Genomic DNA, 24,048 nt, shown 5'->3' on the forward strand with positions numbered 1-24,048 from the left:
TGCAAATTTTTTCTGCTAACTTCCACATCTACATCGAGTAACATATTGTCATCTTTAGCAGCGTATGATTTTTATAGATGATTAATTAAAAATTCTATAAAAGTTACTTGGATATTTTGAAGTGGTTTAAATAATATTTATTGGGGAAATGAATGACGATTGAAATGGAAGAAGACGATGCAGATTTTCAATTTGAAATTGATCAAGTAGTACGTGATTTACAACAGCGAAATCGCAAACGCTTTGCATTGGCAGTAGTTCCAATAGCGCTGTCGGTCATATTATTTTTATTTCCTCAATTTTATCGCTCGCCTGATATAGCATCCGGCTTTATACCCACAATTCAAATTCTTGCGATCATATCGCTCGGCTTTTCTGGAGCCGCAGTGATTATGGTATATCTACAGACGGGATTTAAAAATCCTGATCAATTTGAATTAATGGAGGAGGCCAGATTAATACTTCATCGTAGATCAGCTTCAAATAATCTTGATGAAGACGTCAAATCTGAAGCAGATCGCGTCAAACTGCAGCTTGATAAGGCGATCAATCAGCTTAATTATGCAAATGAAGAGTTAAAATATAGCTCTAGTCTTGCAGCGCAACTGGGGGATCAGGATAAAGATGCTCTTATTGCAAATCTTAAGAATCAGTTGACGTCAGAAACTGCTAAGGATGTTCTGGCTGAAATCGAGGCTAATGTTTCTATATCGCAAGCCCGTATTGAAAAAGAGCGAGAGTTATTTTTTGAATTTGAAGAAATAAGAATGAGATTAACAAAGGAGATAGAGGCACTTGGTTTTAGAGGTAATGTTAATTTGACCTTGGGCGCCATTACTACTGTAATTGGATTGGTAATTCTTGGATGGGGTGTTTTTCAAGAGGTAACTTCTGCAGTTAAAGATCCGTGGGTCATGGCATCCCATTTTCTCCCCCGCCTTACATTGGTAATTCTTATAGAATTATTTGCATTCTTTTTCCTCTCGCTCTATAAGGCAAGTTTGGCGGAAATAAAATATTTTCAGAACGAGTTGACAAATGCTGAGTCTAAGCATATTGCCTTGCAAACATCTATTAAATATGGCGATCCATCTATGATAGCCATGATGGTTCAATCACTCGCCTCTACTGAACGCAATTACATTTTAACGAAGGATCAAAGCACCGCAGCGCTTGAGAAGGCTAAGATTGAACGGGCTACCCAAGGAGATTTCGTGAGGGCATTGCAAGATTTAATTAAGAACAGTAAGCCGTAACAGATGGGTAAAGTAGAGTTATCCACGAAATATTCCTTAGCATCCTTCGATTTTTCATCAATGGTTGGCGCGCACACTAGGCTGGTTCGTAGTGACAGCGACCTGGCTGCAGTTACCTCTGACCAGGCCGGCGCAAAACGGGCTGCAGCTAAGCGTGCTTCGTTCGCAGCCTTCGCTGCTTCACTTTGAATACAAACAGGGGCCCCTGGAACGGAGACCTTCTGTCGTTGTGGTGGGGTCGGGGTATGGGGTGACAAACCCCATGTGGACGCCTGTTCTATCTCGTGCCTGTCTTTAGTTGATGGGGATAAGAATGGGAGCATTTCTCCTTTGACGGTAAATGTATTCAAGCTGCTCGCACAAGGTCGCGTTTTTTGGTGCCCATGCCTTATTTACGTGAATGAGATCGTCAGGCGCTTCCGCGCATGGCCTGTCTCTCCAGTAAGGTCGTCCATCTTTCGGTACGCACTGGTATAGCAGCACCATGTTTCGTTCGCCTGCTTCGGTTGCTGCTTCATATGTGGTTTTTGGTTGAGCTGTTACCGACCCTGCTGCAAATGCGCAAAGCGCGATGATGGTGCGCATACATTCCCTTACGTTTGATGCGCGCATCCTAAAGCTGATGGCAATGTCAGTGGCCAATAAAAAGCCCACCTTTTCGGTGGGCTTTTTGTGCTTTGATATGTTGTTTATATGTTAATTCTGTATCTCGGAGTTAACAGTAATATACATCGTATTAATTAGCTAAGTACTGGTGAGGAGCCATCTGGCTACAACCCGTGCCTCATTGCTTGGACACGAGCAACCTCTCTCTCTCTCAGCGCTCCGGCCGCATGTCAGCGCCCGGCTTGTCATCCTTGACCAGCACCCAGCGGTAACCTGCCGGCGCCACCGGTGGCTGCGCCGCTTGCATCGACCTGCGGCGGTCGCCCAGGTTTGAGGCATTGATGCCGTTCTTGATCGCAGCCTTCAACAGCTCATAACCGACCCACAACGAGATAACCGTAGCGATCAGCGACCAGAAAAGCATCCAGGCGAGCTGTCGGTCTATCTCCATCTGCAATCTTGCCCAATCCATCGCCATTCCTCCTGCCGCGCAGTGTAGCTGCGCGCTGGTCTGCAACCCTGCCAACGCATGCAAGCGCTGTAACAGGAACCTCAGCACCCGGCCCGGAATTGCTCGTCCCGCGCGCGTTGCCGTTCTTCACGGATCCATTCCATCTTGCGTGCGGTACCGCCGGCTCTGGCGGCGGAATCCAGATATTCCACCCTTTGCTTGAATTCCTCGCAACGCGCCTCGCTGGAACGACCGCTGCCAGGCTCGGCCGAATGGTAGTGATGACGAGCCTGGCTGGCTTGCCGCGCATCATCCGCCCGTTTTCGTTGGGCGATGGCCATTTGGCTCTTCCAATCCACATTGCTGGGCACTCTAACGCTCTCGACCAAGTCCCATCGCTCTTGCGAACATGGCCTGTCTATCCACCACAGTTCGGTTTTGTCAGGTCGTTTACAGAGGTAGATCAGCCGTGTCAGCGGTCCATCGAGATTGCTGACTGCGGGCGTGACATCAATGGTTTTGGCATTTTTGCAGGGCTCGGAGCTGTAGCTATTGCCGCAGCGGTAAACCTCTTGGGCACCGGCTGAGCCTGCCAGCAGCAGGCCGAGCGCCATCAGAAAGCGCATACATTTCCTTACGTATTCTCTGCGCGCATCCTAGCGGCTTTTCTGCTCCCGGCATTGAAAAAGGTCTGCATACGGGCAGGCATTTGGTGGTGGCTGAGGTCTTCAGCGTATCAGCGCCCTCCTCAGCTGGCCTTGATACCAAAGCGCTTGATGATGTCGCCATACACCTGGGTCTCACGGCGCAACTTCTCGGCCAACTGGGCCGATGGCATGGCGACCAGGTCGGTGCCTTGGGCGGCAAGCCGTTGGCGGGTATCGCTGCGCTGGAGCACGGAAGTTTCGGCTTTGGACAGGGATAGCACAACCTCGTGCGGGCATTGGTTGAGGGAGAGCCTTCCAGGATATTGCACGCATGCGAAATGAGGACTACTCGGGCAAAGCCAAGCAGGCCGACCCCTCCCCTGCTCTCTACCACCATCGGCGGGTGCGGTGTCTCGGTCATGCCTTGGGCCAGCATTTGCGACGCACGGGCAAATACGCCTTGAACTCCGCTGGCTGAACGGCACACCAGTGACTGAGTGCCTTTAGGCGTCCTGAGCTTCTTCTTCCATACCTGCGCCTCCTTCTCGGTTTTGCAAGCTTGCGTGCAGAGGACAGACCACGATCTTGCGTGAGTGGCCCTCGGCGACAAAACTGAAATAGACGACCTTCTCCTGGATTGGCAAATGGGAGATGTCAGCCTCCCAGATCTGCAAATGTGGGAAATGGGTTTTTAGAGGATAGGAGAACTGCCCTGAAAGTACAAACTGGCTAAACGCTGCAAAGTCAACGCAATGATTTCCTCGTGGGCTTCGACCGTAAAGCCACCACGGTGCGGCTGCAGCAAGGTGTTGGGGCTTTGAATCAGGCTGTCTGGCACCTGTGGTTCGTACTCAAACACATCGAGGGCTGCCCCGGCAATCTGGCCTGCGGCCAGGGCCTGGGCCAGCGCTTGCTCATCGACCACGCTGCCACGGCCCACATTGACCACATAGCCATCAGGGCCCAAGGCGCGTAGGATGTCGGCATTGACCAGATGCTGCGTCGCGCTGCCGCCGGGCAAGGCTAAAAACAGGAAATCCACCGCAGAGGCCAGGCTTTGCAGATCGGCATGGTGCGTGTAAGGCAGTGCTTCCAGCGGGCGGCGCGAGAAATAGCTGATCGGCATGTCGAATGTGGCCAAGCGCTTGGTAATCGCCTGGCCAATCGCGCCCATTCCAGCGATGCCCACGCGCTGGCCTGCCAGACGCCGCACCGGCTTTCGGTCTGCGCCCCATTGCAGCGCACGCACTTCGCGGTCGGCAAAATGCATGCGCCGGGCCATCCCGATCATCATGCCAATGGCTAGCTCGGCCACGTCCACCGCATTGACGCCAGCGCCTGTCAGCACCTGAATGCCACGTGCCTGTGCGGCGGCCAAATCCACGCACTCCGTGCCCGCACCCAGGTTCAAAATGAGTTCAAGCTGGGGCAATTGGTCCATCAAGGCCGCATCAATCGCCTGCCCGCCGCTGGTACACACCAGGGCGCGAATGCGCGGCACATGCGGTGCGAGCTGGGCCAGAAAGTCCGGTGCACTGTGCAAGACCAAAGGCAGGAAGCTGGCTGGCAAGCTGGCACTGAGGTCCTGGGCCAGCCAGGGGCCGAGAATGGGCAAGGGGATGGGGGTAGCGTGCGGTGTCATGGGGCGTGCGCAAGGAATATGGATCAAGGAAGCTGCCATTGAAACCAGTCAATGGCAGGCCTGCTATAGCAGCTTTCAGCAGCTTTCAGCAGCTTTCAGCGGCTGTCAGTGGCTGTCAGTGGCTGAGCATGGCGAGTTTGCGGTGCTCCAGGCGCGCCAGCCAGCGTGTCAGCGGCCACAACAGGGCCAGGTAGAGCAGCGCGGCCAGCACCACTGGCGAGGGGTTGTAGACCAGAGACTGCACATCGCGGGAGTTGCGCAGCAATTCCGGAATCCCGACCACGCTGGCAATCGCGGTGAGCTTGAAGACCTCAATGCAGTTGCCCAGCAAGTCGGCCTGCACATGGCGTGTAGCCTGCGGCAAGATCACCCAGCGCAGCGCTTGTAAACGGGTCAGGCCCGTGGAGCGGGCCGCTTCCATCTGGCCTGTGGGAATGGCCTCCATGCCCGCGCGAAACACCTCGGCAAAGTAGCTGGAGTTGTTCAGCGTAAAGGCCAGCATCACGGCCATCAGCTTGGGCACATCGCCGATGACAAAAGGCAGACCAAAGTAGAGAAAAATCAGCAGGACCAGCGGCGGAAAGGCGCGAAAGAAATCGATGTAGGCAATGATGCTCCAGCGCAGGCTGCGGCGGCTCGATTGCGTCTGGCCCAAGGCCAGCAGCAAGCCGGCGGCTGCACCCAGCGGAATCACCAGCGCCGAAAGCCAGACCGTGGTCCACATACCTTGCAGCAAATACGGCAGCGCCTGCTGGAAGACCTCAAGGTTGAAGAAGTTTTGTAAGAAAATTTCCATGGCTTGGCACTTAGGCGGTGGTTTTGGTTTTGTGCTCCAGCCAGCGCGAGAAAATCACGATCGGCAAGAACACCAACAGGTAGAGAAATGCCCCAATCGTCAGCGGTGTGGGGTTGCCCGCCACGGCCGATGCGGCCTGCGCATTGCTCAAGATTTCCCCCAAGGCAACGACCGAGCCCAGTGCGGTGTTCTTGGTCGTTGAGATCACGCGGTTGGTCAGCGGCGGTACCGCGCGGCGCAGCGCCTGGGGCAGGACCACCCAGCGCATCGCCTGCCACCATGTCAGGCCGGTGGAGCGCGCCGCCTCGGTCTGGCCTTTGGGCAGCGAGGCCATGGCCGACGAGATGCTTTCCTGCGCATAAGCGGCCAGCACCATCGACAGGCTGACCCAGGTCGCCGCAAAGGCCGATAACTCCAGCCCCAGGGTCGGCAGGCCAAAGTACAGCAGGATCAGCACCACCAACGGTGGCAGCGAGCGCATCACGTCCGAGAAGATCACGATGGCTGCCGTCAGCCAGCGCAGCTGCAATGAGCGGCCAATCGCCATGGCCAGACCCAGTGCCAGGCCGGTGATGACGACCGCGATGCCGACCCCGATGGTGACCAGCATGCCAAGCGCGATGTCGGCCCAGTATTCCTGCGCGATGGCCAGGTTGAAAAAGGTGAATAAAAAGCCGCCGCTGGACTCGCTCATAGGTGGCCACCTGCACCCGTGGACGCCTGCAATGCAGCGCCTTTGGCTCCATTCGTGCCATTCATGTAGCGGCCTACAAAGCTGCGGGTGCGCTCTTGCTGCGGGTGCTCAAAAATCTCAGCCGGGGTGCCCGCTTCGGCGACCACGCCGCCGTCCATGAAAATCACGCGGTCAGCCGCTGCGTGGGCAAACGCCATTTCATGGGTCACCACCAGCATGGTCATGCCTTCATCGCGCAGTGCGCGCATCACCTGCAACACCTCTTCAACCAGCTCCGGGTCCAGCGCGCTGGTGGGCTCGTCAAACAGCATCACCTGCGGCTTGAGCGCAATGCCACGCGCAATGCCCACGCGCTGCTGCTGCCCACCCGAGAGCTGACTGGGGAACGCGGCGGCCCTGTGGGCCAGACCCACTTTGGCCAGTGCCTCTTGGGCAATGGCCTCGGCCTCGGCCTTGCTTTTTTTTTGCACCTGGCGCAGCGCCAGGGTGATGTTTCCCAGCACGTTCAGGTGCGGGTACAGGTTGAAGTGCTGGAACACCATGCCGACTTTCTGGCGCACCTGGTTGACATCGACATCGGAGCGCATGATGTCCTGGCCGTTGATGACCACCTGGCCGTCGCTTGGCTCTTCCAGCCGGTTGCAGCAGCGCAGCATGGTGCTTTTTCCGGAGCCGGAAGGTCCGATAACACAGACCAGCTCAGCCGGGTACACACGCAAGTTTACACCACGCAATACGTCCAGCGAGCCATAGGATTTGCGCAGTTCAACAAGTTCAAGGATGGGGGCGCTCATAGGTTCTCAGCACTTCAGGGTTATCACAGCCATTGCGTGCTTACGCGCACTTCGGCTTAACAGGGGTGGCATCGTAGTTCTCGGTGCCGGGCACGCCGTGGCCTGGGCTGACCGTGCGCTCCACGCTGTTGGCCTCGGGCGAGTAGCCATACCATTTTTCGGCCAGCTTGGCGATCGTGCCATCGGCCTTCATGCACTTGAGCACGTTGCTGACCTGGTCACGGCCGGCCTTGTCGTCAAGGCGGAAAGGAATCGCCCAGACCAGGCCGGTCTTGATGGTGTAGCCCGCTTGCAGCGCAGGCGCTTGCTTGACAGCCCAGCCCGCCACGGTGCTACCGGTCAGGTTGTAGTCGGCACGCTTGGTCAAGACGGCCTGGATCGCATCGGCGTTGGAGCCATAGACGAAGTACTTGAAGCCGTATTTGTCGGCGTTCTCTTTGGCCCAGGCGTCGTAGTTCGAACCCTTGTTGACCGCCACGACCTTGCCTTTCAGCGCCTCCAGGGATTCCAGCGCGGCTGCGTTTTTGCGGCCTATGAAGGTGTAGTTCGTCTCGGTGTAGCCCTCGGTAAACAGCATGGCTTTGGCGCGCTCAGGCGTGACCGTCACCGGCGCGAGTAGGAACTCGTACTTGCCGCTGTTGAGACCTGGCACCAGGCCCGAAAACTCAGTGGCATCAATGCTGAGCTTGCGGCCCAAGCGCTTGGCGATTTCTTCGCCCATGTCGACGTTAAAGCCTTGCAGGCCGCCACCGATCTTGACCATGGCCTGCGGGGCAAAGGTCGGGTCCAAAGCGGTTTTCAGAGGCGCAGCGGTTTGTGCCTGGGCGGCGCTGGTCAAAGCCAGTGCCAGTGTCAACCAGGAGGCGAGAGCGAGGGTGTGGGCAAGGGTGTTCATGGGCGGGGTTGGTTCATTCATGGATGAAAAGCCATCGCTGGCTGGGCCTGATTTGCTTGGGAGCTTGAGAAAATTATTGGGCGCATTGGCCAGGCTGTCGCCTGCCGTTTTATCGGTATGCCTTAACCTGTTGTTAAGGGCCCGCCAAAGCCAAGCTAGGCCTGGCTTTGGCACGCAAAAAGCGGCGTCGTTTGGCACTCAATACTGCTGCCAGGCCTTGCCTTTGAGCCCCAGCCATTGCGAGGCATCAGAGGGCTTGGGCTGCTGGGCTGCTTGCAAAATCGGCTCGGGGCATTCGCAAGGCAGGAACTGGCCACGGCCACGCTCGGCCTGCAGTTGGGCGTTCTCGACCACGACCTCGCCACGGCTCAACACCGTGATGGGCCAGCCATTGACCACACGGCCCTCGTAAGGCGTGTAGCCCACCTGGTCGTGCAGGTCGCTCCAGCGCACGGTGCGCTGGGCTTGGGGGTCCCAAATCGCAATGTCGGCATCCAGGCCGACAGCAATGTCGCCCTTGCGTTTTTGCAGGCCATACATGTATGCATGGTTGGTGGCAGTAAGACGCACAAATTCTTCGGGCGTCAGGCGGCCTGTCAGCAGGCCTTCGGAGAACAGCAGCGGCAAGCGCAGCTCCAGGCCGGGCACGCCATTGGCCATTTCCTTGAAGGTGGTGGCATCGCCCTTGGGCAGCTTGCCGCTTTCATCGAATTTGTAGGGCGCGTGGTCAGAGCTGTAGATGCTCAGGGTGCCGTCGAGCAAGCCCTGCCAGACCTTGTCTTGCGCGGCCTTGTCGCGCACCGGTGGGCTGCAGCAGAATTTCGCCCCTTCCAGTCCCTCCTGGTCCATGTCTTCGGCGGTCAGGAACAGGTATTGCGGGCAGGTTTCGGCATGCACTTTGCTGCCCAGTTGCCGGGCGCTGCGAATCACTTCAATCGCTTCTGGGCCTGATATATGCACCAGCAAAATCGGCACATCGAGCAGATTGGCCAGCTGGATGGCGCGCGCGCTGGCTTCGATTTCTGCAATCGCATCGTGGGCCACGCCGTGGAATTTGGGTGCCGTGAGGCCCTTGTCCAGCAGACGGCGGGCGATCCAGCGGATCACATCGTGGTTCTCGGCATGCACCATGACCATCGCGCCTTCGCGGCCTGCGACTTCCAGCACATCCAGCATCTGGAAGTCGTCGATCTTGAGCTTGTCGTAGGTCATGTAGACCTTCAACGAGGTGATGCCCTCTGCGATCGCACGTGGCAAATCCTGCTCCAGCATTTGCGGGGTGATTTCGGACAGGATCAGGTGAAAGCCGTAGTCGATCACGGCTTTCTCGGCGGCCAGCTTGGCGTAAGCGGCGACCACGTCAGGCACTTGCTGGCCTTTGTGCTGCGCGGCAAACGGAATCACGCAGGTCGTGCCGCCGAACGCGGCCGACACGGTGGCGCTGTAGAAATCATCGGCGCACATCACCCCGGAGCTGGAGGCTTGTTCAATATGGGCGTGGCTGTCGATGCCGCCGGGCATGACCCACAGGCCTTGTGCATCGATGTCACGACGCCCGGCTGGCAGGTTCTCGCCGATGGCGGCAATGGTGCCGCCCTGAATGCCAATATCGGCCACAAAGGTTTTTTGGGAAGTGCTGATACGGCCGTTGCGGATGGTCAGATCAAACATGGCGTCGTTTCTTTCTCAAGCTAGGTTCACACAAATGCCCTGGGTGCAAGCAGGCTTCATGCCAACCTGCACCGGATTGGTGCTCAGTGCATGGGCTTTGGTGCGTGGAGCGGCATTGGGGCACCGTTTGGGGACCGTGAATGCAGTCTTAGTGCGCGTAGATCTGCGCTTCCGAGCGGAAGCCCTTGACCTCGATCGGATTGCCAAAGGGATCACGAAAGAACATCGTCCATTGCTCACCGGGCTCGCCCTCAAAGCGCACTTGGGGCGCGAGCACAAACTCCACGCCCGCCGCTTGCAGGCGGTCGGCCATGGCCCGCCAGTCGGGGTACAGCAGGATGATGCCGAAGTGCGGCATAGGCACCATGTGCTGGCCAACCTTGCCGGTGTTGGCTGTGGCAAAGGGCTCGCCCAGGTGCAAGGAGATTTGGTGGCCGAAGAAATCAAAATCGACCCAGGTGTCGGTACTGCGGCCTTCGACGCAGCCAAGCACGCCGCCGTAAAAGGCCCTGGCCTTGTCCAGGTCACGGATGTTGAAGGCAAAGTGGAACGCGGAAGGTAAATTCATGGTGCATGGACTCTGGAAATGGCTGGACGGTGCGGGCGCTGGCGAATGCATGGAACGCAAGAGCAGGCCCGCTTGGGACGAGGCAGATGGCATCAAGCCAGGGCCTGGCTGAGCAATGGCAGGTCGACATTGGCCCCTGACAGCACAACCACTGCACTTTGGCCCTCTAGCGGCAGCTTGCCTGCGAGCAAGGCTGCCAAGGCCACGGCGCCGCCGGGCTCGACCACCAAGCGCAGGTCTTCGATCGCAAAGCGCATGGCGACCAGTACTTCTGCGTCGCTGACGCTGACAGCCTGGCTCAGGCGCAGGCCATTGATCGCATAAGGCAGCTCGGCCGGTGTGACGGCCTGCAAGGCATCGCAAATCGAATCGGCCGATTTGGGATTGCTCTGGCGCGTGCCACTGGCCAGTGAGCGCACGGTGTCATCAAACGCAGCCGGTTCCACGGCTACGCGGCGGGTTTGCGGACTCAAGGCGGCCAGGCTCAAATTGCAGCCCGCCATCATGCCGCCACCGCCACAGGGGGCGGCAAACAGACCGAGTTGCGCCAGGTCATCTGCTGGCAAGTCCTGCAGGGCTTCGAGGGCGACCGTGCCTTGGGCGGCCAGCACTTCGGGAAAGTCGCCCGGAGGGATCAGGGTTGCGCCGGTCTCGGCAAGCAGCTGCATGCCAATCTCCTCTCGGCTTTGCGTCATGCGGTCGTAATGCACCACGTTGGCGCCCTGGTCCAGCGCTTTTTTGACCTTGTTCTTGGGCGCATCAGCGGGCATCACAATCGTCGCCTGCACGCCCAGCGTGGCAGCGGCCCAGGCAATCGCCTGGCCGTGGTTGCCGGTGGAGTACGCGATCACGCCGTTGTGGCGCTGCGCTTCGCTGAGCGACAAGATCGCATTGAAGGCACCGCGCAGCTTGAATGAGCCGGTGATCTGCAGGCATTCGGGCTTGAGCCAGATGCGTGCACCCGTGCGTTCGCTCAGGCTGCGCGAAAACAGCAAAGGCGTTCGGCGTATATAGGGCGCAATGCGCTCGGCGGCCAATTCGACATCGGCAAATGTAGGCACGCGCATGGCACCAAACAGCTCATGCTGGATGCTGCTGGGCAGCTCGGCCAGGCTGGGCGCATTCATGGGTTCTGCTCCTCAACGACGGCTGCGCCTTGGGGCTGCCAGACGGCAGGCGCTGTGCTGCCGGTTTGGTTGGTGAGGCGCTGGTAGGCTTCGAGGCGGCGGTGCTGCGCAAAGTTGAAGATGGTCGTGCGGCCCAGCTCGCACATCGCGAGGTTGCAGTCGGCCACGACCAGCTCGTCGTCCCAGCTGGTGGCCATGGCCATGATCTCGCCTTGCGGGTTGACGATGATCGAGTGGCCCATCAGCTCAAAGCCGTCTTCATTGCCCGCCTTGGCCACGCCCACGCCAAACGTGGCGTTTTGGTAGCAACCGGCCTGGATCGACAATTGCGAGTGGAAGTTGCGCAGGTGGTGGGCTTCAAAGCCACGGTTTTCCTGGTTCACGGCCGGGGTGTTGTAGCCCAGCATCACCAGTTCGACCTGCTGCAAACCCAACTCACGCCAGGATTCTGGCCAGCGGCGGTCGTTGCAGATCAGCATGCCCATGTTGACGCCTTCCACCTCGCCCACCGGGGCGCGGGTGACCGGAAAGCCCAGGTTGCCCACTTCAAAATAGCGCTTCTCCAGGTGCTGCACCTTGCGGATGGTGGAGAACTCCTTGTGGCCAGGCAGGTGGACTTTGCGGTACTTCAGAATGATCTCACCCGACGGTGCAATGACCACCGAGGTGTTGAAGCGGCGCTTGCGCAGCACGCCGGTCTCATCGGCCTCATGGGCGATCTCGGCGTAACCCAGGTAACAGGTGATCCCATAGCGCTTGATCGCATCGAACAGCGGCTGGGTGGCGGGCGATGGCAGGGTTTCTTCGTACCAGTTGTCGGCCTGGTCGAGGTCTTCGACATACCAGCGCGGAAAGAAGGTCGTGAAAGCCAGCTCAGGGAACACCACCACATTGGCGCCGCGCTGGTAGGCGCGCTCGACCAGGCGCACCATGCGTGCGACGACCGAGTCACGGCCTTCGGCTTTTTGAATAGGGCCCAGCTGGGCGGCAGCTACGGTAATAAGACGCTTCATAGTAGTAAAACTCAAGTGCTAGGAAAACAAACAGGCCTGGCGTGACACGGCAGCGCAGTGCGCGCCCAGGTCAAACCATCAAAGTCAATCCAAGGGGAGAAAGGGTTTGCGCCCCTGCCGCTGGCGTGGCGGCCGGTGGCCTACCAGCCCAGCCGAGCGCGGCCCAAGGCCATCGCTGCAGCTGCTTGGGTGGGTTCGACCACCGGCACGCCAGTGGCTTCAGCCAGTGCATCGCGGTAGGAGGCCATACCTGCACAGCCCATCACCAGCACATTCGCGCCCTGCTCGCGCACCAGGCGCTGGCCCACCTCAACCATGCGTGTGAGCGTGCGCTCCTGGTCGGCCAATTCGGTCACGCCCAGGCCAATCGCGGCTTCACCCGCAATGCGGCTGCTGATGCCCATCGCACCGTAGTTGCGCATATGCCGGGCAATCGAGGTTTCCAGGATCGCAATCACACCCACCCGCTGGCCCATCGACAGCGCAGTCAGCATCGCGCACTCGCTGATACCCAGCACCGGCACGCCACGCGGCTGCATGGCCTCGCGCACGGCGTACAGGCCGGGGTCGCTAAAGCAGGCAATTACCACCGCTGCGCAGTCATCCGGCAAGGCCAGGCAGTGCTGCACCAGGGGCATGGCGACGCCATCGACGTCCTGCTGGCTTTGCACGCCGGGCGGGCCGCTGCGCAGCCAGTCACTGACGAAGCGCGGTCCTCCAGACATGCGCAGCGGCGACAGCGCGACATCAATGCCTTGGGTGACCCTTAAGCTGCTGTTGGGGTTGATGACGTAAATGGCCGATGACATGAGCGCGCCTCGTACAAATTGGAATGACTGCAATTTACGAGTATTCGCGTGGCATAGAAATTGCTGAAATGTCGGTCTTGATTAACATCAGGTTAAGGCTTTGACGGGAGCGCACTGCAGTCTCCCGGCGCCTTGGCCGCTTTTGTAGTCGCCTTGACTAGTAAGGACCACAATGGCCGCACTGAACTTGCGTCAGATTGAGGTATTTCGCGCTGTGATGAGCACCGGCAGCATTGCCGGCGCTTCGCAAATGCTGTTTGTCTCCCAACCGGCCGTCAGCCGTCTGCTGGCCTACACCGAGCAGCGCATTGGTTTTGCTTTGTTTGAGCGCATCAAAGGACGCTTGTTTGCAACGCCCGAGGCACGCCGCCTGATAGGCGAGGTCGAGCAGGTCTACCAGTCGGTCCAGCGCGTCAATGACCTGGCAGGCGACCTGGCCAGGCACCGCACCGGCATTCTGAACCTGGTCTCAGGCCCCTCGATTGGGCAAAGCTTTATTCCGCAGGCCGTCGCCAGTTTTCGCCTGCAGTTTCCCGATTGCAAGATGACTTTTGCCTGCCACGGCCACGAGCAGATTCGCGAACGCTTGCTGAACCACCAGGCCGATCTTGGCGTGATCAGCTCAGCGATTGAACACCCCAATCTCGACATCACGCCACTGTGCACCAACCGCCTGGTCTGCATCATGCCGGCCAACCACGCGCTGTGCGAGAAAGAAGAAGTCGCGCCCGAAGATTTGATGCAATGGCCCATGGTCGGCTATGGACACGACACCCCGATGGGGCGGCGGGTGTTGGCCTACTGCCAGGACATGGAGCTGGAGCCCAATGAAGTGGTGGAAGTGGGTTCGCCGCAAAATGCGGGATCGATGGTCGAGATGGGCGTAGGCATTGCGCTGGTCGATGAATTCTCGGTACGCAGCTGGCATGCCTTGCGACCCGTGATGGTGCGCCCCTTGAAGAATGCACCGGTGCTGCAAACCAATTTGGTGCACCACAAATTCGAGCCCATGTCCCAACTGGCCCAGCGCTTTATCGCTGAGCTGCGCCAGTTGGTGGGGCTATACGGCTTTGTGCTTGCGCGCGAGAAGGATATGGCGCCGGCGATGGCCGAATAGCACGGGCCACATTGCAGAACCATCCTTCCGTGGGATGCGGCGCGTTGGCTGCAAAGCGCCCATGCAGGCAAATGCTTTTACCGCCTCAATCCCAGATAGGCGCCAGTCCCTCGGGATTCACCTCACGGCCGTTGCGCTCCAGCTGGGCAATGCGGGCCATGTCATCGGCATCAAGCACCAGTTGCTGGGCCAGCAGATTGCTGGCCAGGTTCTCGCGCTTGGTGGAAGACGGGATGACGGCGTAACCCAATTGCAGCGCCCATGCCAGGGCGACCTGGGCGACGGTGGCCTGGTGCTTGCTGGCGATCTCTGCCAACACCGGGTCCTTCAGCACCTTGCCGTAGGCCAGGGTCATGTACGAGGTCACGGCAATGCCCTGCTCCTGGAGAAAGGCCGTCAGCTTGCGGCTTTGCAGGTAGGGGCTGAGTTCGATCTGGTTGGTGGCGATCTCCCCTGCTCCAACGGCTGCGATGGCCTGGCGGGTCAGATCGATGTTGAAGTTGGAAATACCGATCTGGCGCGTGAGGCCCTGGGCCTTGGCGTCCGCCAGCGCGGTCATGAACTCTTGCAGTTCGACGCCATTGCCGGGTGCGGGCCAGTGGATCAGGGTCAGGTCCACATAGTCGCTGCGCAGCTTTTTGAGGCTGTCCTTGAGGCTGGGAACCAGCTTGGCCTGGCTGTAGTTGTCGGTCCAGATCTTGGTGGTGACAAACAGCGCTTCGCGCTCCACGCCGCTCTCGGCGATGGCCTGGCCCACCTCGGCTTCATTGCCATAGATTTGCGCGGTGTCGACCGCGCGGTAGCCCAGCTCCAGTGCATTGCGCACCGAGTCGACCACGACCTGCCCTTGCAGACGGAAAGTACCAACACCAAAGCGAGGAATAGACATGAAAAACTCCTTGAGAAAAATACGGACAGAAATGTGCGGTGGCCCTGCAGTGGTTGGCAGCCCCAACCAGGTCCTCATCGCATTGGTGGACAGTTTGCGCTATTCATCCTTGCAGATAAAGCCCTGTATCAACAATATTCTTTTGATGAAATATCAACTATACCCACCGCCCTGCTCTTGCGTTTCTTGGGCAGTGCCGGGCCAGGCAGAACCCACTTTAAAAAAGCAAAAGCTCCCCGTGCAGCTTGTGGTCTGCACGGGGAGCCTGGGGCCAGCGCCGGGGATTAGAGGTTACCCGCTGCTGCTGCGTGGCCAGCCTGCCCACGGCGCATGCGGCCCTGGATCAGCACCAGACCGAGCCCGCCGGCAGCCAGCGCCGCGCCTGCCCAAGCCACTGCGCCATAGCCCAGCCCCTGGCTGATGACGGCGCCCCCTAAGGCGGCGCCTACGGCATTGCCCAGATTGAAAGCGCCCACATTGACGGACGAGGCCAGGCCGGGCGCCTCTGCGGCGGCCTGCATCACCCGCATCTGCACCGGGGGCACCATGCCAAAGGCGGCAGCACCCCACACGACCAGACCCATGCCGGCGCCCAGATGCGTACCAAGCGCCCAAGGCAGCACCACCATGATGAGGGCCAGGGCCAGCAGGATGATGCGTGTAGCGCCATCGAGCGACCAATCGGCCAGGCGGCCACCGAGGCTGTTGCCGATGGTGAAGCCCACGCCGATCAGCACCAGCGCAAAGGCGATGAAGCCGGGGCTGGCATGGGTGATCTCGGTCAGTACCGGCGCCACATAGGTGTAGAGCGTGAACATGGAGCCGGCACCGAGCACCGTCGTACCCATGGCCAGCAGCACCTCGGGGCGGGTCAGCACCTTGAGTTCACGGCGCACGTCCGGGCGTGTGCCGGCCTCGCCCTTGGGCAGTACCATCCACAGCGCAGCAATGGTGATCAGGCCCAGCGCAGCCGTGCCGGCAAAGGCCAGCCGCCAGCCGACTTGCTGGCCGATCCAGGTGGCAGCGGGCACGCCGCCGATATTGGCCACCGTCAACCCCATGAACATCGCAGCAATGGCACTGGCCTGCTTGTCCTTGGGGACCACACTGGCCGCGACGACGGCGCCAATGCCAAAGAAGGCCCCATGGTTGAGGCTGGTCACCAACCGCGACAGCAGCAAGGTCGTGTAGCCAGGGGCCAATGCAGATAGCAGATTGCCGGCGGTGAAAATCAGCATCAAGGTGACCAGCGCTGCACGCCGCCCAAAGCGGCTGAACAGCAAGGTCATCACAGGTGCCCCCAGCATTACACCGACGGCATAGGCCGATACCAACATGCCGGCGGTGGGAATGCTGACGTCGACCCCCTGGGCGATCACAGGCAACAGCCCCATCGGGGCAAACTCGGTGGTGCCAATGGCGAAAGCGCCAATGGCCAATGCGAACAATACAGCGGAAGACTTCATAGCTGCTAGTGTGCCCTGCTAATATTTGCAGATTAAGTACCATCGCCACCAAAATCTTTTGACGCCAGGGCAACAATGAAGACCACGCTCGACGAATTGCAGGCCTTTGTGGCCGTGGTCGATACCGGCTCGATCACCGCCGCCTCCGAGCTGCTGGACCAGACCGTCTCCGCCACCAGCCGCACCCTGGGCCGGCTGGAGGAAAAGCTGCAAACCACGCTGCTGCGCCGCACCACCCGCCGGCTGGAGTTGACCGAGGAAGGCAGCGCCTTCTTGCAGCGGGCACGCGCGATCCTGGTGTCGGTGGACGAGGCCGAAGAGCTGATGGCCGCACGGCGCGTGCGGCCTGCCGGGCGGCTGCGGGTGGATGCCGCCACACCCTTCATGCTGCACGTGCTGGTGCCGCTGGTGGACAGCTTTCGCGCCCGCTACCCCGAGGTGGAGCTGGAGCTGCACTCGCACGAAGGCATTGTGGACCTGATCGAAAAGCGCAGCGATGTCGCCTTTCGCATTGGCGCGCTCAAGGATTCAAGCATGCATGCGCGTCCTGTGGGGATCAGCCGCATCCGGGTATTGGCCAGCCCCGCCTACCTTGCACGCCACGGCACCCCGACCGATATCCAGCAGTTGGCGCAGCATGTGTTGCTGGGATTCACCCAGCCCGATTCGCTCAATGAATGGCCACTGCGTGACACCGGCGGCGAACTGCTGCGCATACAGCCGGCGGTTGCCTCTTCGAGCGGCGAAACGCTGCGCCATATGGCCTTGGCCGGTCTGGGCATGGTCTGCCTGTCGGATTTCATGACGCGGGCAGACCGCGACAGCGGTCAGCTGGTGCCGTTGTTCGAAGACCAACTGCTTGATGTACGCCAGTCCATCCATGCGGTCTACTACCGCAACACGGCGCTGGCCTCACGTATCACCTGCTTTGTCGACCACGTGGTCACCAAATTGGGCGCCAAGCCCTTTGACTGAACAGGCCCAAGCACCCACCGGCCACCGGTGCCACCCGGAGCGTTCGCTGCCCCGCCAGAGGCGTCTGCAGATCTTCCGTCAGGTGGCATCCAACCGGGAGGCGCCTTCGCCCAAGACCAGGCGCGTCAGGTCGCTGATCTGCTGGACCGCATCGTGCGCGCGCATGCTGTTCAAGGTGTCGCTGCGCACGCCCCCCCTGCCCTGCGCACCCAGCAGCATCACGGTGATCTGCATTTGCGGACAGCGTTGGCGCAGGCTATCGCACATCTGGGCCAGCCTGCCCAGTGGGTTCGGATGGAAGCTGCAGATGCAGAGGTGGCGCACACCGTCATACAGCGACAGATCACCCTGACGGAGCACGGTGTCGATGGACACCGCGCGGGTGCTGCTGTCTACCCCGTGCAGCCGCAGCGCATGGGCTGCCATCGTGGCGGCATGCCGGTCAATGTCCCATTGCATGCCGACACAGACAACCGAGGCCGGGGGCGGCTGACCCTCGACCGCCTCGGGCAATGCATCAGGCGGGTAATGGCGCTGCAGGCCACTGAGCAGCATGGCCACCGCCTCCGACAGGCGCTGGCGTTGCGGTGGGCTGGCAGCGCTGCGGTACTGCTGGGCCGCAATCTGGAGGGCCGGCACGGCCACCTCGTCGTAGAAATGGGTGACGGCCAATGCCTGGTCCTGCTGGCTGGGCTTGGGTGGCAGCGCTTCATCGATGTTTTCGGATGCAACGTCAATGGCCTGGTCGACATCGCCGCGCCACAGGCGCTGCAGCAATTTTTCCGGAGGATCAAACACCGCCTGACTGCCCAGCAATATCTCGAGAAAACCCATCCCCGGGATGTAGCGGCCCAGCACCAGCAGACACACCGTCAACGGGGTCGACAGGATCAGCCCCACCGGCCCCCAAAGCGCCGTCCAGAAGGTCGCCGCCAGAATGATGGACAAGGTCGACAAACCGGTGCTGGCGCCATAGAGCCAGGGCTCGATCACGTTGTTGCTGATCAACTCCAGAACCAGAATCAGTGCCAGGGTCCACAGCAGCAGGCTCCAGCCGGGGTCCACTGCAAACGCCAGCGTGAGCGGAAAAACGGCCGATGCCATCGGCCCGATATAGGGCACGAAGCGCAGCACCGCCGCCAGAATGCCCCAGAGAATGGCGCCGGGCACCCCGATCCACCACAGCCCGAGCGCCATCGGAACCCCGTAGCTGAGGTTGACGAACAGCTGCATGCGCAGGTACTGGCCGATGCGCGTCGCAGCGTCATCGAGCGCGTCGGAAGCCATATGCGTATTCGGCCCCATCAGCCGCAGCAGCCGGTCCTGCAGGCCACTGCGGTCCAGCAGTATCAGCACGACAAACAGGAACACAATGCCGGTAGTGGCCAGAGGCTCAGCCACCTTGCTCAGCAGCTCCAGCGCCTTTTGGATGGGCTTGACCTCCGGCTCCTGCACCTCCACCTTCTGCACGCGGCGGCGGGCATCGCCCTGCCCTATCTCGGTTTCCACCGTGTTGAGCACCTTGACCGCGCCGTCCCAGACCCCCGGGCCATTGAAATACGGTTTGACGTGGCGCAACTTCTGGCGAATGGTGTTCTGGTAGGTCGGCAGCTCGGCGCTGAGGCTGGTCACCTGGTTGCCCACATAGAGCGCGCCTGCACCCAAAGCGCCCAGAGCCAGCACCATCACCAGCGCCACCGACACCACCCGGGGCAGGCCCCAGCGTTTGAGCCGGCTGACGGCCGGATCGAGCAAAAAGCCCAGCAACGCAGCCAAGGCCACCGGCAGCAGCACATCCCGGCCTACATACAGGCCCAGAATCACCACCGCCGCAATGACCATGCCCACCATCAACCGCAGGCCCGGCACGATCGCCAACAGCGGGGCCAGGGTCTCTTGTGTGGATGCGCCCTTGCGCCGGCGCCCCGCGCCACGCCTGCCACCTGGCCCCGTCTCGGCCAGCGCGCGACGCAAGGGCCGCTGAGGTCCGGGAACGGGCTGGGCTACAGGCTCATCGTCGGGCGCGGCGTGGTCGGGGGGCATGGTGTGGGGAGATCAGAAGGTGGGGAGGCGCAAGCCGTTATTACATCCAATTTCCGGGCTGGCGGATGTCATCTTTGGCCGATTCTTGGCGGGATGCAGCACTCAACAAAAAACCGCAAGGCCGTTTGGCACTTGCGGTCAGCGCAGGCAATGGCCCAGCACTTATTTTTTGAGGCCTTGCAACTTGGCAAAGGCCGAGGCCATTGCGTTTTGCTGCGCAGGTTGGTTGGCGCGGGCCGGCTGCGTGTAGCCACCCCGGCCGCCACCGCCCTGGCCTCGGCCCGCCGATTCAAAGCGGTTGTCGCGCGGGCCATCGCGGCGCGCAGGCGCGGCGTCCAGCTTCATCGTCAGGCTGATGCGCTTGCGCTCCACATCCACCTCCAGCACCTTGACCTTGACGATCTGGCCGGTCTTGACGGCTTCGCGGGCATCTTCGATGAACTTGTAGCTCATCTGGCTGACGTGGACCAGGCCGTCCTGGTGTACACCCAGGTCCACAAAGGCGCCAAACTGGGCGACGTTGCTGACGGTGCCTTCCAGAGTCATGCCCTCGCGCAGGTCCTTGATATCTTCCACGCCTTCGTTGAAGCGGGCCACGACAAAGTCGGGGCGCGGATCGCGGCCGGGCTTTTCCAGCTCACCCAGAATGTCCGAGATCGTCAGGGCGCCAAACTTCTCGCTGACAAAGCGCTCGGCTTTGAGGCCCTTGAGCACATCGCCACGGCCCATCAGCTGGTCCACCGGCTTGCCGGTGGTCGCAATGATCTGCTCGACGACCGGGTAGGTTTCCGGGTGCACGCCGGTCATGTCCAGCGGGTTGTCGCCACCACGGATGCGCAAGAAACCGGCGGCCTGCTCAAAGGTCTTGGCACCCAGGCCGGCCACATCCATCAGCTGTTTGCGGTTCTTGAACGAGCCATTGGCATCCCGCCAGCGCACGACCGACTTGGCCACCGTGCCCGAGAGGCCGGAGACGCGGCTGAGCAGCGGCGCCGAGGCCGTGTTGAGGTCCACACCCACCGAGTTCACGCAGTCTTCGACCACCGCGTCGAGCTGGCGGGCCAGCTCGCTCTGGTTCACATCGTGCTGGTACTGGCCCACGCCAATGCTCTTGGGGTCGATCTTGACCAGCTCGGCGAGCGGGTCTTGCAGGCGGCGGGCAATCGACGCTGCGCCGCGCAGGCTGACATCGACATCGGGCATCTCGAGCGCCGCGAATTCGCTGGCGGAATAGACCGAGGCGCCCGCTTCGCTCACCACCACCTTGTCGATCTTCTTGCCCGCCTTCTCAGCAATGCGGATCAGGTCGGCGGCCAGCTTATCGGTCTCACGGCTGGCGGTGCCGTTGCCGATCGCAATCAGGTTGATCTGGTGCTTTTCCACCAGGCGGGCCAGCACGGCCAGTGAGCCATCCCAGTCGCGGCGCGGCTCATGCGGGTAGACCGTGGTGGTATCCACCAGCTTGCCGGTGTGGTCCACCACGGCGACCTTGACGCCGGTACGGATGCCCGGGTCCAGACCCAGCACGGCACGCTGACCGGCAGGCGCAGCCAGCAACAGGTCGCGCAGATTGTCGCCAAACACCTTGATCGCCACCTTTTCGGCATCTTCGCGCAGGCGCGAGAACAGGTCGCGCTCGGTCGACAGGCTCAGCTTGACCCGCCAGGTCCAGGCCACGCATTTGCGGATCAGGTCATCGCTGGCCCGCTTGGCATGGCTCCAGCCCAGGTGCAGCGCAATCTTGCCCTCGGCCAAGCTGGGCTGGCCAGGCTCGGGCGCCACGCCAGGCTGCAGCTCGGGCTGCACCAGCTTGGCTTCCAGCACCTCCAGGGCCCGGCCCCGGAACACCGCCAGCGCGCGGTGTGATGGCACGCGGCCAATCGGCTCGTCATAGTCAAAGTAATCGCGGAACTTGGCGACCTCGGGGTCGTTCTCGTTCTTGGACTCCACTTTCTTGGAGCGCAGCAGGCCTTCGGCCCAGAGCCACTCGCGCAGTTTTTGCACCAGCACCGGGTCTTCGGCCCAGCGCTCGGACAGGATGTCGCGCACACCATCGAGCACCGCCATCGGGGTCGAGAAATCCGGACCGGGTTTGCCATCGTCAAGCACCGTGGCCGGCTTGCAAAAGGCCTGGGCCTCCTGCAGCGGGTCCAGGCTCGGGTCCGCAAACAGCTTGTCGGCCAGCGGCTCAATGCCAAATTCCTTGGCGATCTGGCCCTTGGTGCGGCGCTTTTGCTTGAAAGGCAGGTAAATGTCTTCCAGCTCCTGCTTGGTGGGCGCGCGGGCAATGGCCAGGCGCAGCGCATCGGTCAGCTTGCCCTGCTCGTCGATGGCCTTGAGCACCGTCTCGCGGCGCTCCTGCAGCTCCCGCAGATAGGTCAGGCGCTCGGCCAAATCCCGCAGCTGGGTGTCATCGAGACCACCGGTGGCTTCCTTGCGGTAGCGGGCAATGAAAGGCACTGTCGCCCCGCTGTCCAGCAGTTCCACCGCCGACGTAACCTGCGACTCGGCCACCTTCAGCTCAGCCGCAATCTGCGCAATGATCTTTTGCATGCTCTACGCTCGCTCCAATGCTTCTCTGGCAAAACAGCGAGTGTGCCATAGCTGCTGGCGGCCACTGGGGATTTGAACAGGTGCCGGATTTGAAAAATGTAATTTTTATAGCAGTCCGGAACGCGCCTGCTACGTAGCAGGTGAGCTCGGGTCCTACTTGGTCAATCGTCAAACAATGCGAATCGGGCGGCGCAGTCGATGGCATACTGGGCCGCGATGTCCCCAGAGCCCGATTCGAACTTGGATTTGTTTGGCGCCGAGCCCGCGCCGGCGGCCGCTGCGCCCGCCCCCGCTGCGCCGCCTGCCGGCGCGCAAGACACCGAAGCGTCCCCTCCGCCACCCGCTCCTGCCGCCAAGGCGCGCAGCCGTGCGCAGGCGGTAGGCGCCGCGTACCCCTTGCTGGGGGAGGACCTGGCCCCCGCCATGCCGGCGCTGCTGCGCATGGGCGGCTCATCCTGGTCCTACCCCGGTTGGCAGGGCCTGGTCTGGGACAAGGCCTACAGCGAGCGCATTCTTGCGCAACGCGGCCTGAACGCTTATGCCGAGCACCCGCTGCTGCGTACCGTCAGCATTGACCGCAGCTTTTACCGGCCACTGGCAGCATCCGAATACGCCGTCTACGCCGCCCAGGTTCCGGCGGATTTCCGTTTTATCGTCAAGGGGCCGGCGCTGGTCTGCGATGCGCAGGTGCGCGGTGAAGAAGGCCGCGGCAAAGAGCCCAACCCCGCGTTCTTGAATGTGGAACTGGCGCTCAGCAGCTATGTGCGCCCGGCCTGTGAAGGCCTGCTGGACAAGCTCGGCGTGCTGCTGTTCCAGCTCAGCCCGCTGCCGCTGGGCCGGTTGCTGAACCTGCAGCGCACCCTGGCGGAACTTGAGCAACTGGCGCTGGCCGTGCAGGCCGAGCTGGCGGGCCTGCCCGCAGAGCGCCGGCCCATTGTGGCCTTTGAGGTTCGTGATGCCGATTGGCTGCGCCCCGAGATCGCCCCGCAGCTGGCCCAGATTCTGCGCCAGGCCGGTGCCACCTACTGCCTGGGCCTGCATGCCAAGATGCCACGCATGCCCGAGCAACTGCCGCTGCTGCGGGCGCTGTGGCCCGGCCCGCTGGTCTGCCGCTGGAATGTGAACCCTGTCTTTGGCCCTTATGGCTACGCCGATGCTGAAAAGCAACTGGCCCCGTTTGACCGCATCCAGCAGCCCGACCCCGCCACCTTGGCGCTGCTGGCCAGCACCTTGGCCGGCGTCTGCGGCAAGGGTCAGCCCGCCTATGTCACCGTCAGCAACGAGGCCGAGGGCTGCGGCCCGCTCAGCATTGTGCGACTGGCCGAGGCGATTGCCGAACTGAAAAAATCTGACAACCCAAGCCCGGTCTGATTGCAATCGCTTGCGATGTTTTGCGCAAATTTGCCGCTGTGGCCCAGGCATCTGCCCAGCAGTGCATGGGCGCAGGCCTATGATGTTTGGCCTGGGCGCGCAGCGCGGCGCCATTCGGGCCCGCCGCCGCACCCACTACCCTTTGAGCGATTGAATCCATGCGATACCGCACTTTGTGCCAATTTGCCTGCCTGGCGGCCTTGAGCGCCGGCCTGGCCTCTTCCTTCAGCGCCCAGGCGGCGGAGACCCGTGCCAACCGCTTCACCGTGAGCGACAGCATCACCAGCGTGCAGCTGTGCGGCAACCGCAACCAGGGCAGCAACAAGGCCGTACAGCCCTACCGCGTGGTACAGGGCGAGCAAAACGGCCAAAGCTATCTGTTCGTGCAGTGGATGAACCAACCCGAAGACACGCCCCACTGGCGCGGAGTGGCTGCCCATACCCAGGGATTTGCCGAAATCAACGACGACAACGCAGACCTGGGCTTGCAGGACCTGCGCTGCCGCGCCCATGGCAAAGGCATTGTGATCACGGCCCAGGTGACCGGTGGCAAGCCTGCGGTCAAGCGCCGTACGATGCAGCTGGAGGTCGGACCCGCGCTGGAGAAATACAGCATCAGCTTCAGCCCGGCGCTGAAGTAAGGCTGGCCGGGGCTGGATGCCGCC

At 61.0% G+C, this 24,048-nt stretch carries 23 protein-coding genes; 5 read left to right on the forward strand and 18 right to left on the reverse strand.

The annotated features are described in order from the left end of the window. The first annotated feature begins 152 nt into the window (after positions 1-152). Positions 153-1,256, forward strand: a complete 1,104-nt coding sequence (locus MJ205_RS08350) for a hypothetical protein (protein WP_239812022.1) — start codon at positions 153-155, stop codon at positions 1,254-1,256. 294 nt (positions 1,257-1,550) lie between these two features. On the opposite strand, the gene MJ205_RS08355 is transcribed toward MJ205_RS08350, so the two are convergent. The 14 genes from MJ205_RS08355 to MJ205_RS08420 all read right to left on the reverse strand — a co-directional run bounded on the left by MJ205_RS08355 (position 1,551) and on the right by MJ205_RS08420 (position 12,969). Further along, positions 1,551-1,841, reverse strand: a complete 291-nt coding sequence (locus tag MJ205_RS08355) for a hypothetical protein (protein WP_239812023.1) — start codon at positions 1,839-1,841, stop codon at positions 1,551-1,553. A 232-nt stretch (positions 1,842-2,073) separates the two neighbouring features. Then, positions 2,074-2,334: a hypothetical protein gene (locus MJ205_RS08360; RefSeq protein ID WP_239812024.1), complete on the reverse strand. Its 261-nt coding sequence runs from the start codon at positions 2,332-2,334 to the stop codon at positions 2,074-2,076. 80 nt (positions 2,335-2,414) lie between these two features. Beyond that, positions 2,415-2,939: a hypothetical protein gene (locus tag MJ205_RS08365; RefSeq protein ID WP_239812025.1), complete on the reverse strand. Its 525-nt coding sequence runs from the start codon at positions 2,937-2,939 to the stop codon at positions 2,415-2,417. A 122-nt stretch (positions 2,940-3,061) separates the two neighbouring features. Next, positions 3,062-3,211 (reverse strand): hypothetical protein, encoded by a 150-nt coding sequence (locus tag MJ205_RS08370; protein ID WP_239812026.1) that lies wholly within the window; start codon positions 3,209-3,211, stop codon positions 3,062-3,064. A 440-nt stretch (positions 3,212-3,651) separates the two neighbouring features. Next, on the reverse strand, positions 3,652-4,602 hold the full coding sequence (locus tag MJ205_RS08375) for a 2-hydroxyacid dehydrogenase (RefSeq protein WP_239812027.1): 951 nt from the start codon (positions 4,600-4,602) through the stop codon (positions 3,652-3,654). Between the two features lie 115 nt (positions 4,603-4,717). Next, positions 4,718-5,398 carry an amino acid ABC transporter permease gene (locus MJ205_RS08380; RefSeq protein ID WP_239812028.1) on the reverse strand — a complete coding sequence of 227 codons (681 nt, stop codon included), beginning with the start codon at positions 5,396-5,398 and terminating at the stop codon, positions 4,718-4,720. A 10-nt stretch (positions 5,399-5,408) separates the two neighbouring features. Further along, positions 5,409-6,092, reverse strand: a complete 684-nt coding sequence (locus tag MJ205_RS08385; protein ID WP_239812029.1) for an amino acid ABC transporter permease — start codon at positions 6,090-6,092, stop codon at positions 5,409-5,411. Then, complete coding sequence (locus MJ205_RS08390) at positions 6,089-6,886, reverse strand: amino acid ABC transporter ATP-binding protein (RefSeq protein ID WP_305852727.1); 798 nt, start codon at positions 6,884-6,886, stop codon at positions 6,089-6,091. Before MJ205_RS08390 ends, MJ205_RS08385 begins: the two co-directional genes overlap by 4 nt. Positions 6,887-6,926: 40 nt before the next feature. Continuing rightward, positions 6,927-7,781, reverse strand: coding sequence for a transporter substrate-binding domain-containing protein (locus tag MJ205_RS08395; protein ID WP_239812030.1), 855 nt, complete (start codon positions 7,779-7,781; stop codon positions 6,927-6,929). A gap of 198 nt (positions 7,782-7,979) precedes the next feature. Continuing rightward, positions 7,980-9,452 carry a dihydropyrimidinase gene (gene hydA / locus MJ205_RS08400; RefSeq protein ID WP_239812031.1) on the reverse strand — a complete coding sequence of 491 codons (1,473 nt, stop codon included), beginning with the start codon at positions 9,450-9,452 and terminating at the stop codon, positions 7,980-7,982. Between the two features lie 148 nt (positions 9,453-9,600). Continuing rightward, positions 9,601-10,020 carry a VOC family protein gene (locus tag MJ205_RS08405; protein ID WP_239812032.1) on the reverse strand — a complete coding sequence of 140 codons (420 nt, stop codon included), beginning with the start codon at positions 10,018-10,020 and terminating at the stop codon, positions 9,601-9,603. A 92-nt stretch (positions 10,021-10,112) separates the two neighbouring features. Then, the gene (locus MJ205_RS08410; protein WP_239812033.1) at positions 10,113-11,147 is read right to left on the reverse strand and encodes a threonine/serine dehydratase; all 1,035 of its coding nucleotides are present in this window, start codon (positions 11,145-11,147) and stop codon (positions 10,113-10,115) included. Further along, on the reverse strand, positions 11,144-12,160 hold the full coding sequence (locus tag MJ205_RS08415; protein WP_239812034.1) for an N-carbamoyl-D-amino-acid hydrolase: 1,017 nt from the start codon (positions 12,158-12,160) through the stop codon (positions 11,144-11,146). The genes MJ205_RS08410 and MJ205_RS08415 overlap by 4 nt, the downstream gene beginning before the upstream one ends. 140 nt (positions 12,161-12,300) lie before the next feature. After that, on the reverse strand, positions 12,301-12,969 hold the full coding sequence (locus MJ205_RS08420; protein WP_239812035.1) for an aspartate/glutamate racemase family protein: 669 nt from the start codon (positions 12,967-12,969) through the stop codon (positions 12,301-12,303). Positions 12,970-13,141: 172 nt separating this feature from the next. On the opposite strand from MJ205_RS08420, the gene MJ205_RS08425 reads away from it, so the two are divergent. Beyond that, positions 13,142-14,086: a LysR family transcriptional regulator gene (locus tag MJ205_RS08425; RefSeq protein WP_239812036.1), complete on the forward strand. Its 945-nt coding sequence runs from the start codon at positions 13,142-13,144 to the stop codon at positions 14,084-14,086. An 85-nt stretch (positions 14,087-14,171) separates the two neighbouring features. Here MJ205_RS08425 and dkgB read toward each other — a convergent pair whose 3' ends face one another. Together dkgB and MJ205_RS08435 are read right to left on the reverse strand one after the other, a co-directional pair. Continuing rightward, positions 14,172-14,975 (reverse strand): 2,5-didehydrogluconate reductase DkgB, encoded by an 804-nt coding sequence (gene dkgB, locus MJ205_RS08430; RefSeq protein ID WP_239812037.1) that lies wholly within the window; start codon positions 14,973-14,975, stop codon positions 14,172-14,174. 284 nt (positions 14,976-15,259) lie between these two features. Continuing rightward, positions 15,260-16,441, reverse strand: coding sequence for an MFS transporter (locus MJ205_RS08435; RefSeq protein WP_239812038.1), 1,182 nt, complete (start codon positions 16,439-16,441; stop codon positions 15,260-15,262). Positions 16,442-16,516: 75 nt separating this feature from the next. Between MJ205_RS08435 and MJ205_RS08440 the strand changes: the two genes are divergently transcribed. Next, a complete protein-coding gene (locus tag MJ205_RS08440; protein ID WP_239812039.1) occupies positions 16,517-17,416 on the forward strand; it encodes a LysR family transcriptional regulator in 900 nt (299 codons plus the stop codon). Positions 17,417-17,494: 78 nt separating this feature from the next. Here MJ205_RS08440 and MJ205_RS08445 read toward each other — a convergent pair whose 3' ends face one another. Both MJ205_RS08445 and MJ205_RS08450 read right to left on the reverse strand, forming a co-directional pair. Then, positions 17,495-19,459: an AI-2E family transporter gene (locus tag MJ205_RS08445; RefSeq protein ID WP_239812040.1), complete on the reverse strand. Its 1,965-nt coding sequence runs from the start codon at positions 19,457-19,459 to the stop codon at positions 17,495-17,497. 162 nt (positions 19,460-19,621) lie between these two features. Beyond that, positions 19,622-22,012: a Tex family protein gene (locus MJ205_RS08450; protein ID WP_239812041.1), complete on the reverse strand. Its 2,391-nt coding sequence runs from the start codon at positions 22,010-22,012 to the stop codon at positions 19,622-19,624. A gap of 216 nt (positions 22,013-22,228) precedes the next feature. Here MJ205_RS08450 and MJ205_RS08455 point away from each other — a divergent pair, with 216 nt between their 5' ends. After that, positions 22,229-23,383 (forward strand): DUF72 domain-containing protein, encoded by a 1,155-nt coding sequence (locus tag MJ205_RS08455; RefSeq protein WP_239812042.1) that lies wholly within the window; start codon positions 22,229-22,231, stop codon positions 23,381-23,383. A gap of 158 nt (positions 23,384-23,541) precedes the next feature. Next, positions 23,542-24,024, forward strand: a complete 483-nt coding sequence (locus MJ205_RS08460) for a hypothetical protein (RefSeq protein ID WP_239812043.1) — start codon at positions 23,542-23,544, stop codon at positions 24,022-24,024. Positions 24,025-24,048: the final 24 nt, after the last annotated feature.

Source organism: Comamonas sp. B21-038 (assembly GCF_022387135.1).
Classification (GTDB): domain Bacteria; phylum Pseudomonadota; class Gammaproteobacteria; order Burkholderiales; family Burkholderiaceae_C; genus Comamonas; species Comamonas sediminis.

What these genes read in the sequence shown, in the direction of transcription:
- MJ205_RS08350 (WP_239812022.1), top strand. Translation starts at nt 153, where the DNA reads ATGACGATTGAAATGGAAGAAGACGATGCAGATTTTCAATTTGAAATT.
- MJ205_RS08355 (WP_239812023.1), bottom strand. Translation starts at nt 1,841, where the DNA reads ATGCGCACCATCATCGCGCTTTGCGCATTTGCAGCAGGGTCGGTAACA.
- MJ205_RS08360 (WP_239812024.1), bottom strand. Translation starts at nt 2,334, where the DNA reads ATGGATTGGGCAAGATTGCAGATGGAGATAGACCGACAGCTCGCCTGG.
- MJ205_RS08365 (WP_239812025.1), bottom strand. Translation starts at nt 2,939, where the DNA reads ATGCGCTTTCTGATGGCGCTCGGCCTGCTGCTGGCAGGCTCAGCCGGT.
- MJ205_RS08375 (WP_239812027.1), bottom strand. Translation starts at nt 4,602, where the DNA reads ATGACACCGCACGCTACCCCCATCCCCTTGCCCATTCTCGGCCCCTGG.
- MJ205_RS08380 (WP_239812028.1), bottom strand. Translation starts at nt 5,398, where the DNA reads ATGGAAATTTTCTTACAAAACTTCTTCAACCTTGAGGTCTTCCAGCAG.
- MJ205_RS08385 (WP_239812029.1), bottom strand. Translation starts at nt 6,092, where the DNA reads ATGAGCGAGTCCAGCGGCGGCTTTTTATTCACCTTTTTCAACCTGGCC.
- MJ205_RS08390 (WP_305852727.1), bottom strand. Translation starts at nt 6,886, where the DNA reads ATGAGCGCCCCCATCCTTGAACTTGTTGAACTGCGCAAATCCTATGGC.
- MJ205_RS08395 (WP_239812030.1), bottom strand. Translation starts at nt 7,781, where the DNA reads ATGAACACCCTTGCCCACACCCTCGCTCTCGCCTCCTGGTTGACACTG.
- hydA (WP_239812031.1), bottom strand. Translation starts at nt 9,452, where the DNA reads ATGTTTGATCTGACCATCCGCAACGGCCGTATCAGCACTTCCCAAAAA.
- MJ205_RS08405 (WP_239812032.1), bottom strand. Translation starts at nt 10,020, where the DNA reads ATGAATTTACCTTCCGCGTTCCACTTTGCCTTCAACATCCGTGACCTG.
- MJ205_RS08410 (WP_239812033.1), bottom strand. Translation starts at nt 11,147, where the DNA reads ATGAATGCGCCCAGCCTGGCCGAGCTGCCCAGCAGCATCCAGCATGAG.
- MJ205_RS08415 (WP_239812034.1), bottom strand. Translation starts at nt 12,160, where the DNA reads ATGAAGCGTCTTATTACCGTAGCTGCCGCCCAGCTGGGCCCTATTCAA.
- MJ205_RS08420 (WP_239812035.1), bottom strand. Translation starts at nt 12,969, where the DNA reads ATGTCATCGGCCATTTACGTCATCAACCCCAACAGCAGCTTAAGGGTC.
- MJ205_RS08425 (WP_239812036.1), top strand. Translation starts at nt 13,142, where the DNA reads ATGGCCGCACTGAACTTGCGTCAGATTGAGGTATTTCGCGCTGTGATG.
- dkgB (WP_239812037.1), bottom strand. Translation starts at nt 14,975, where the DNA reads ATGTCTATTCCTCGCTTTGGTGTTGGTACTTTCCGTCTGCAAGGGCAG.
- MJ205_RS08435 (WP_239812038.1), bottom strand. Translation starts at nt 16,441, where the DNA reads ATGAAGTCTTCCGCTGTATTGTTCGCATTGGCCATTGGCGCTTTCGCC.
- MJ205_RS08440 (WP_239812039.1), top strand. Translation starts at nt 16,517, where the DNA reads ATGAAGACCACGCTCGACGAATTGCAGGCCTTTGTGGCCGTGGTCGAT.
- MJ205_RS08445 (WP_239812040.1), bottom strand. Translation starts at nt 19,459, where the DNA reads ATGCCCCCCGACCACGCCGCGCCCGACGATGAGCCTGTAGCCCAGCCC.
- MJ205_RS08450 (WP_239812041.1), bottom strand. Translation starts at nt 22,012, where the DNA reads ATGCAAAAGATCATTGCGCAGATTGCGGCTGAGCTGAAGGTGGCCGAG.
- MJ205_RS08455 (WP_239812042.1), top strand. Translation starts at nt 22,229, where the DNA reads ATGTCCCCAGAGCCCGATTCGAACTTGGATTTGTTTGGCGCCGAGCCC.
- MJ205_RS08460 (WP_239812043.1), top strand. Translation starts at nt 23,542, where the DNA reads ATGCGATACCGCACTTTGTGCCAATTTGCCTGCCTGGCGGCCTTGAGC.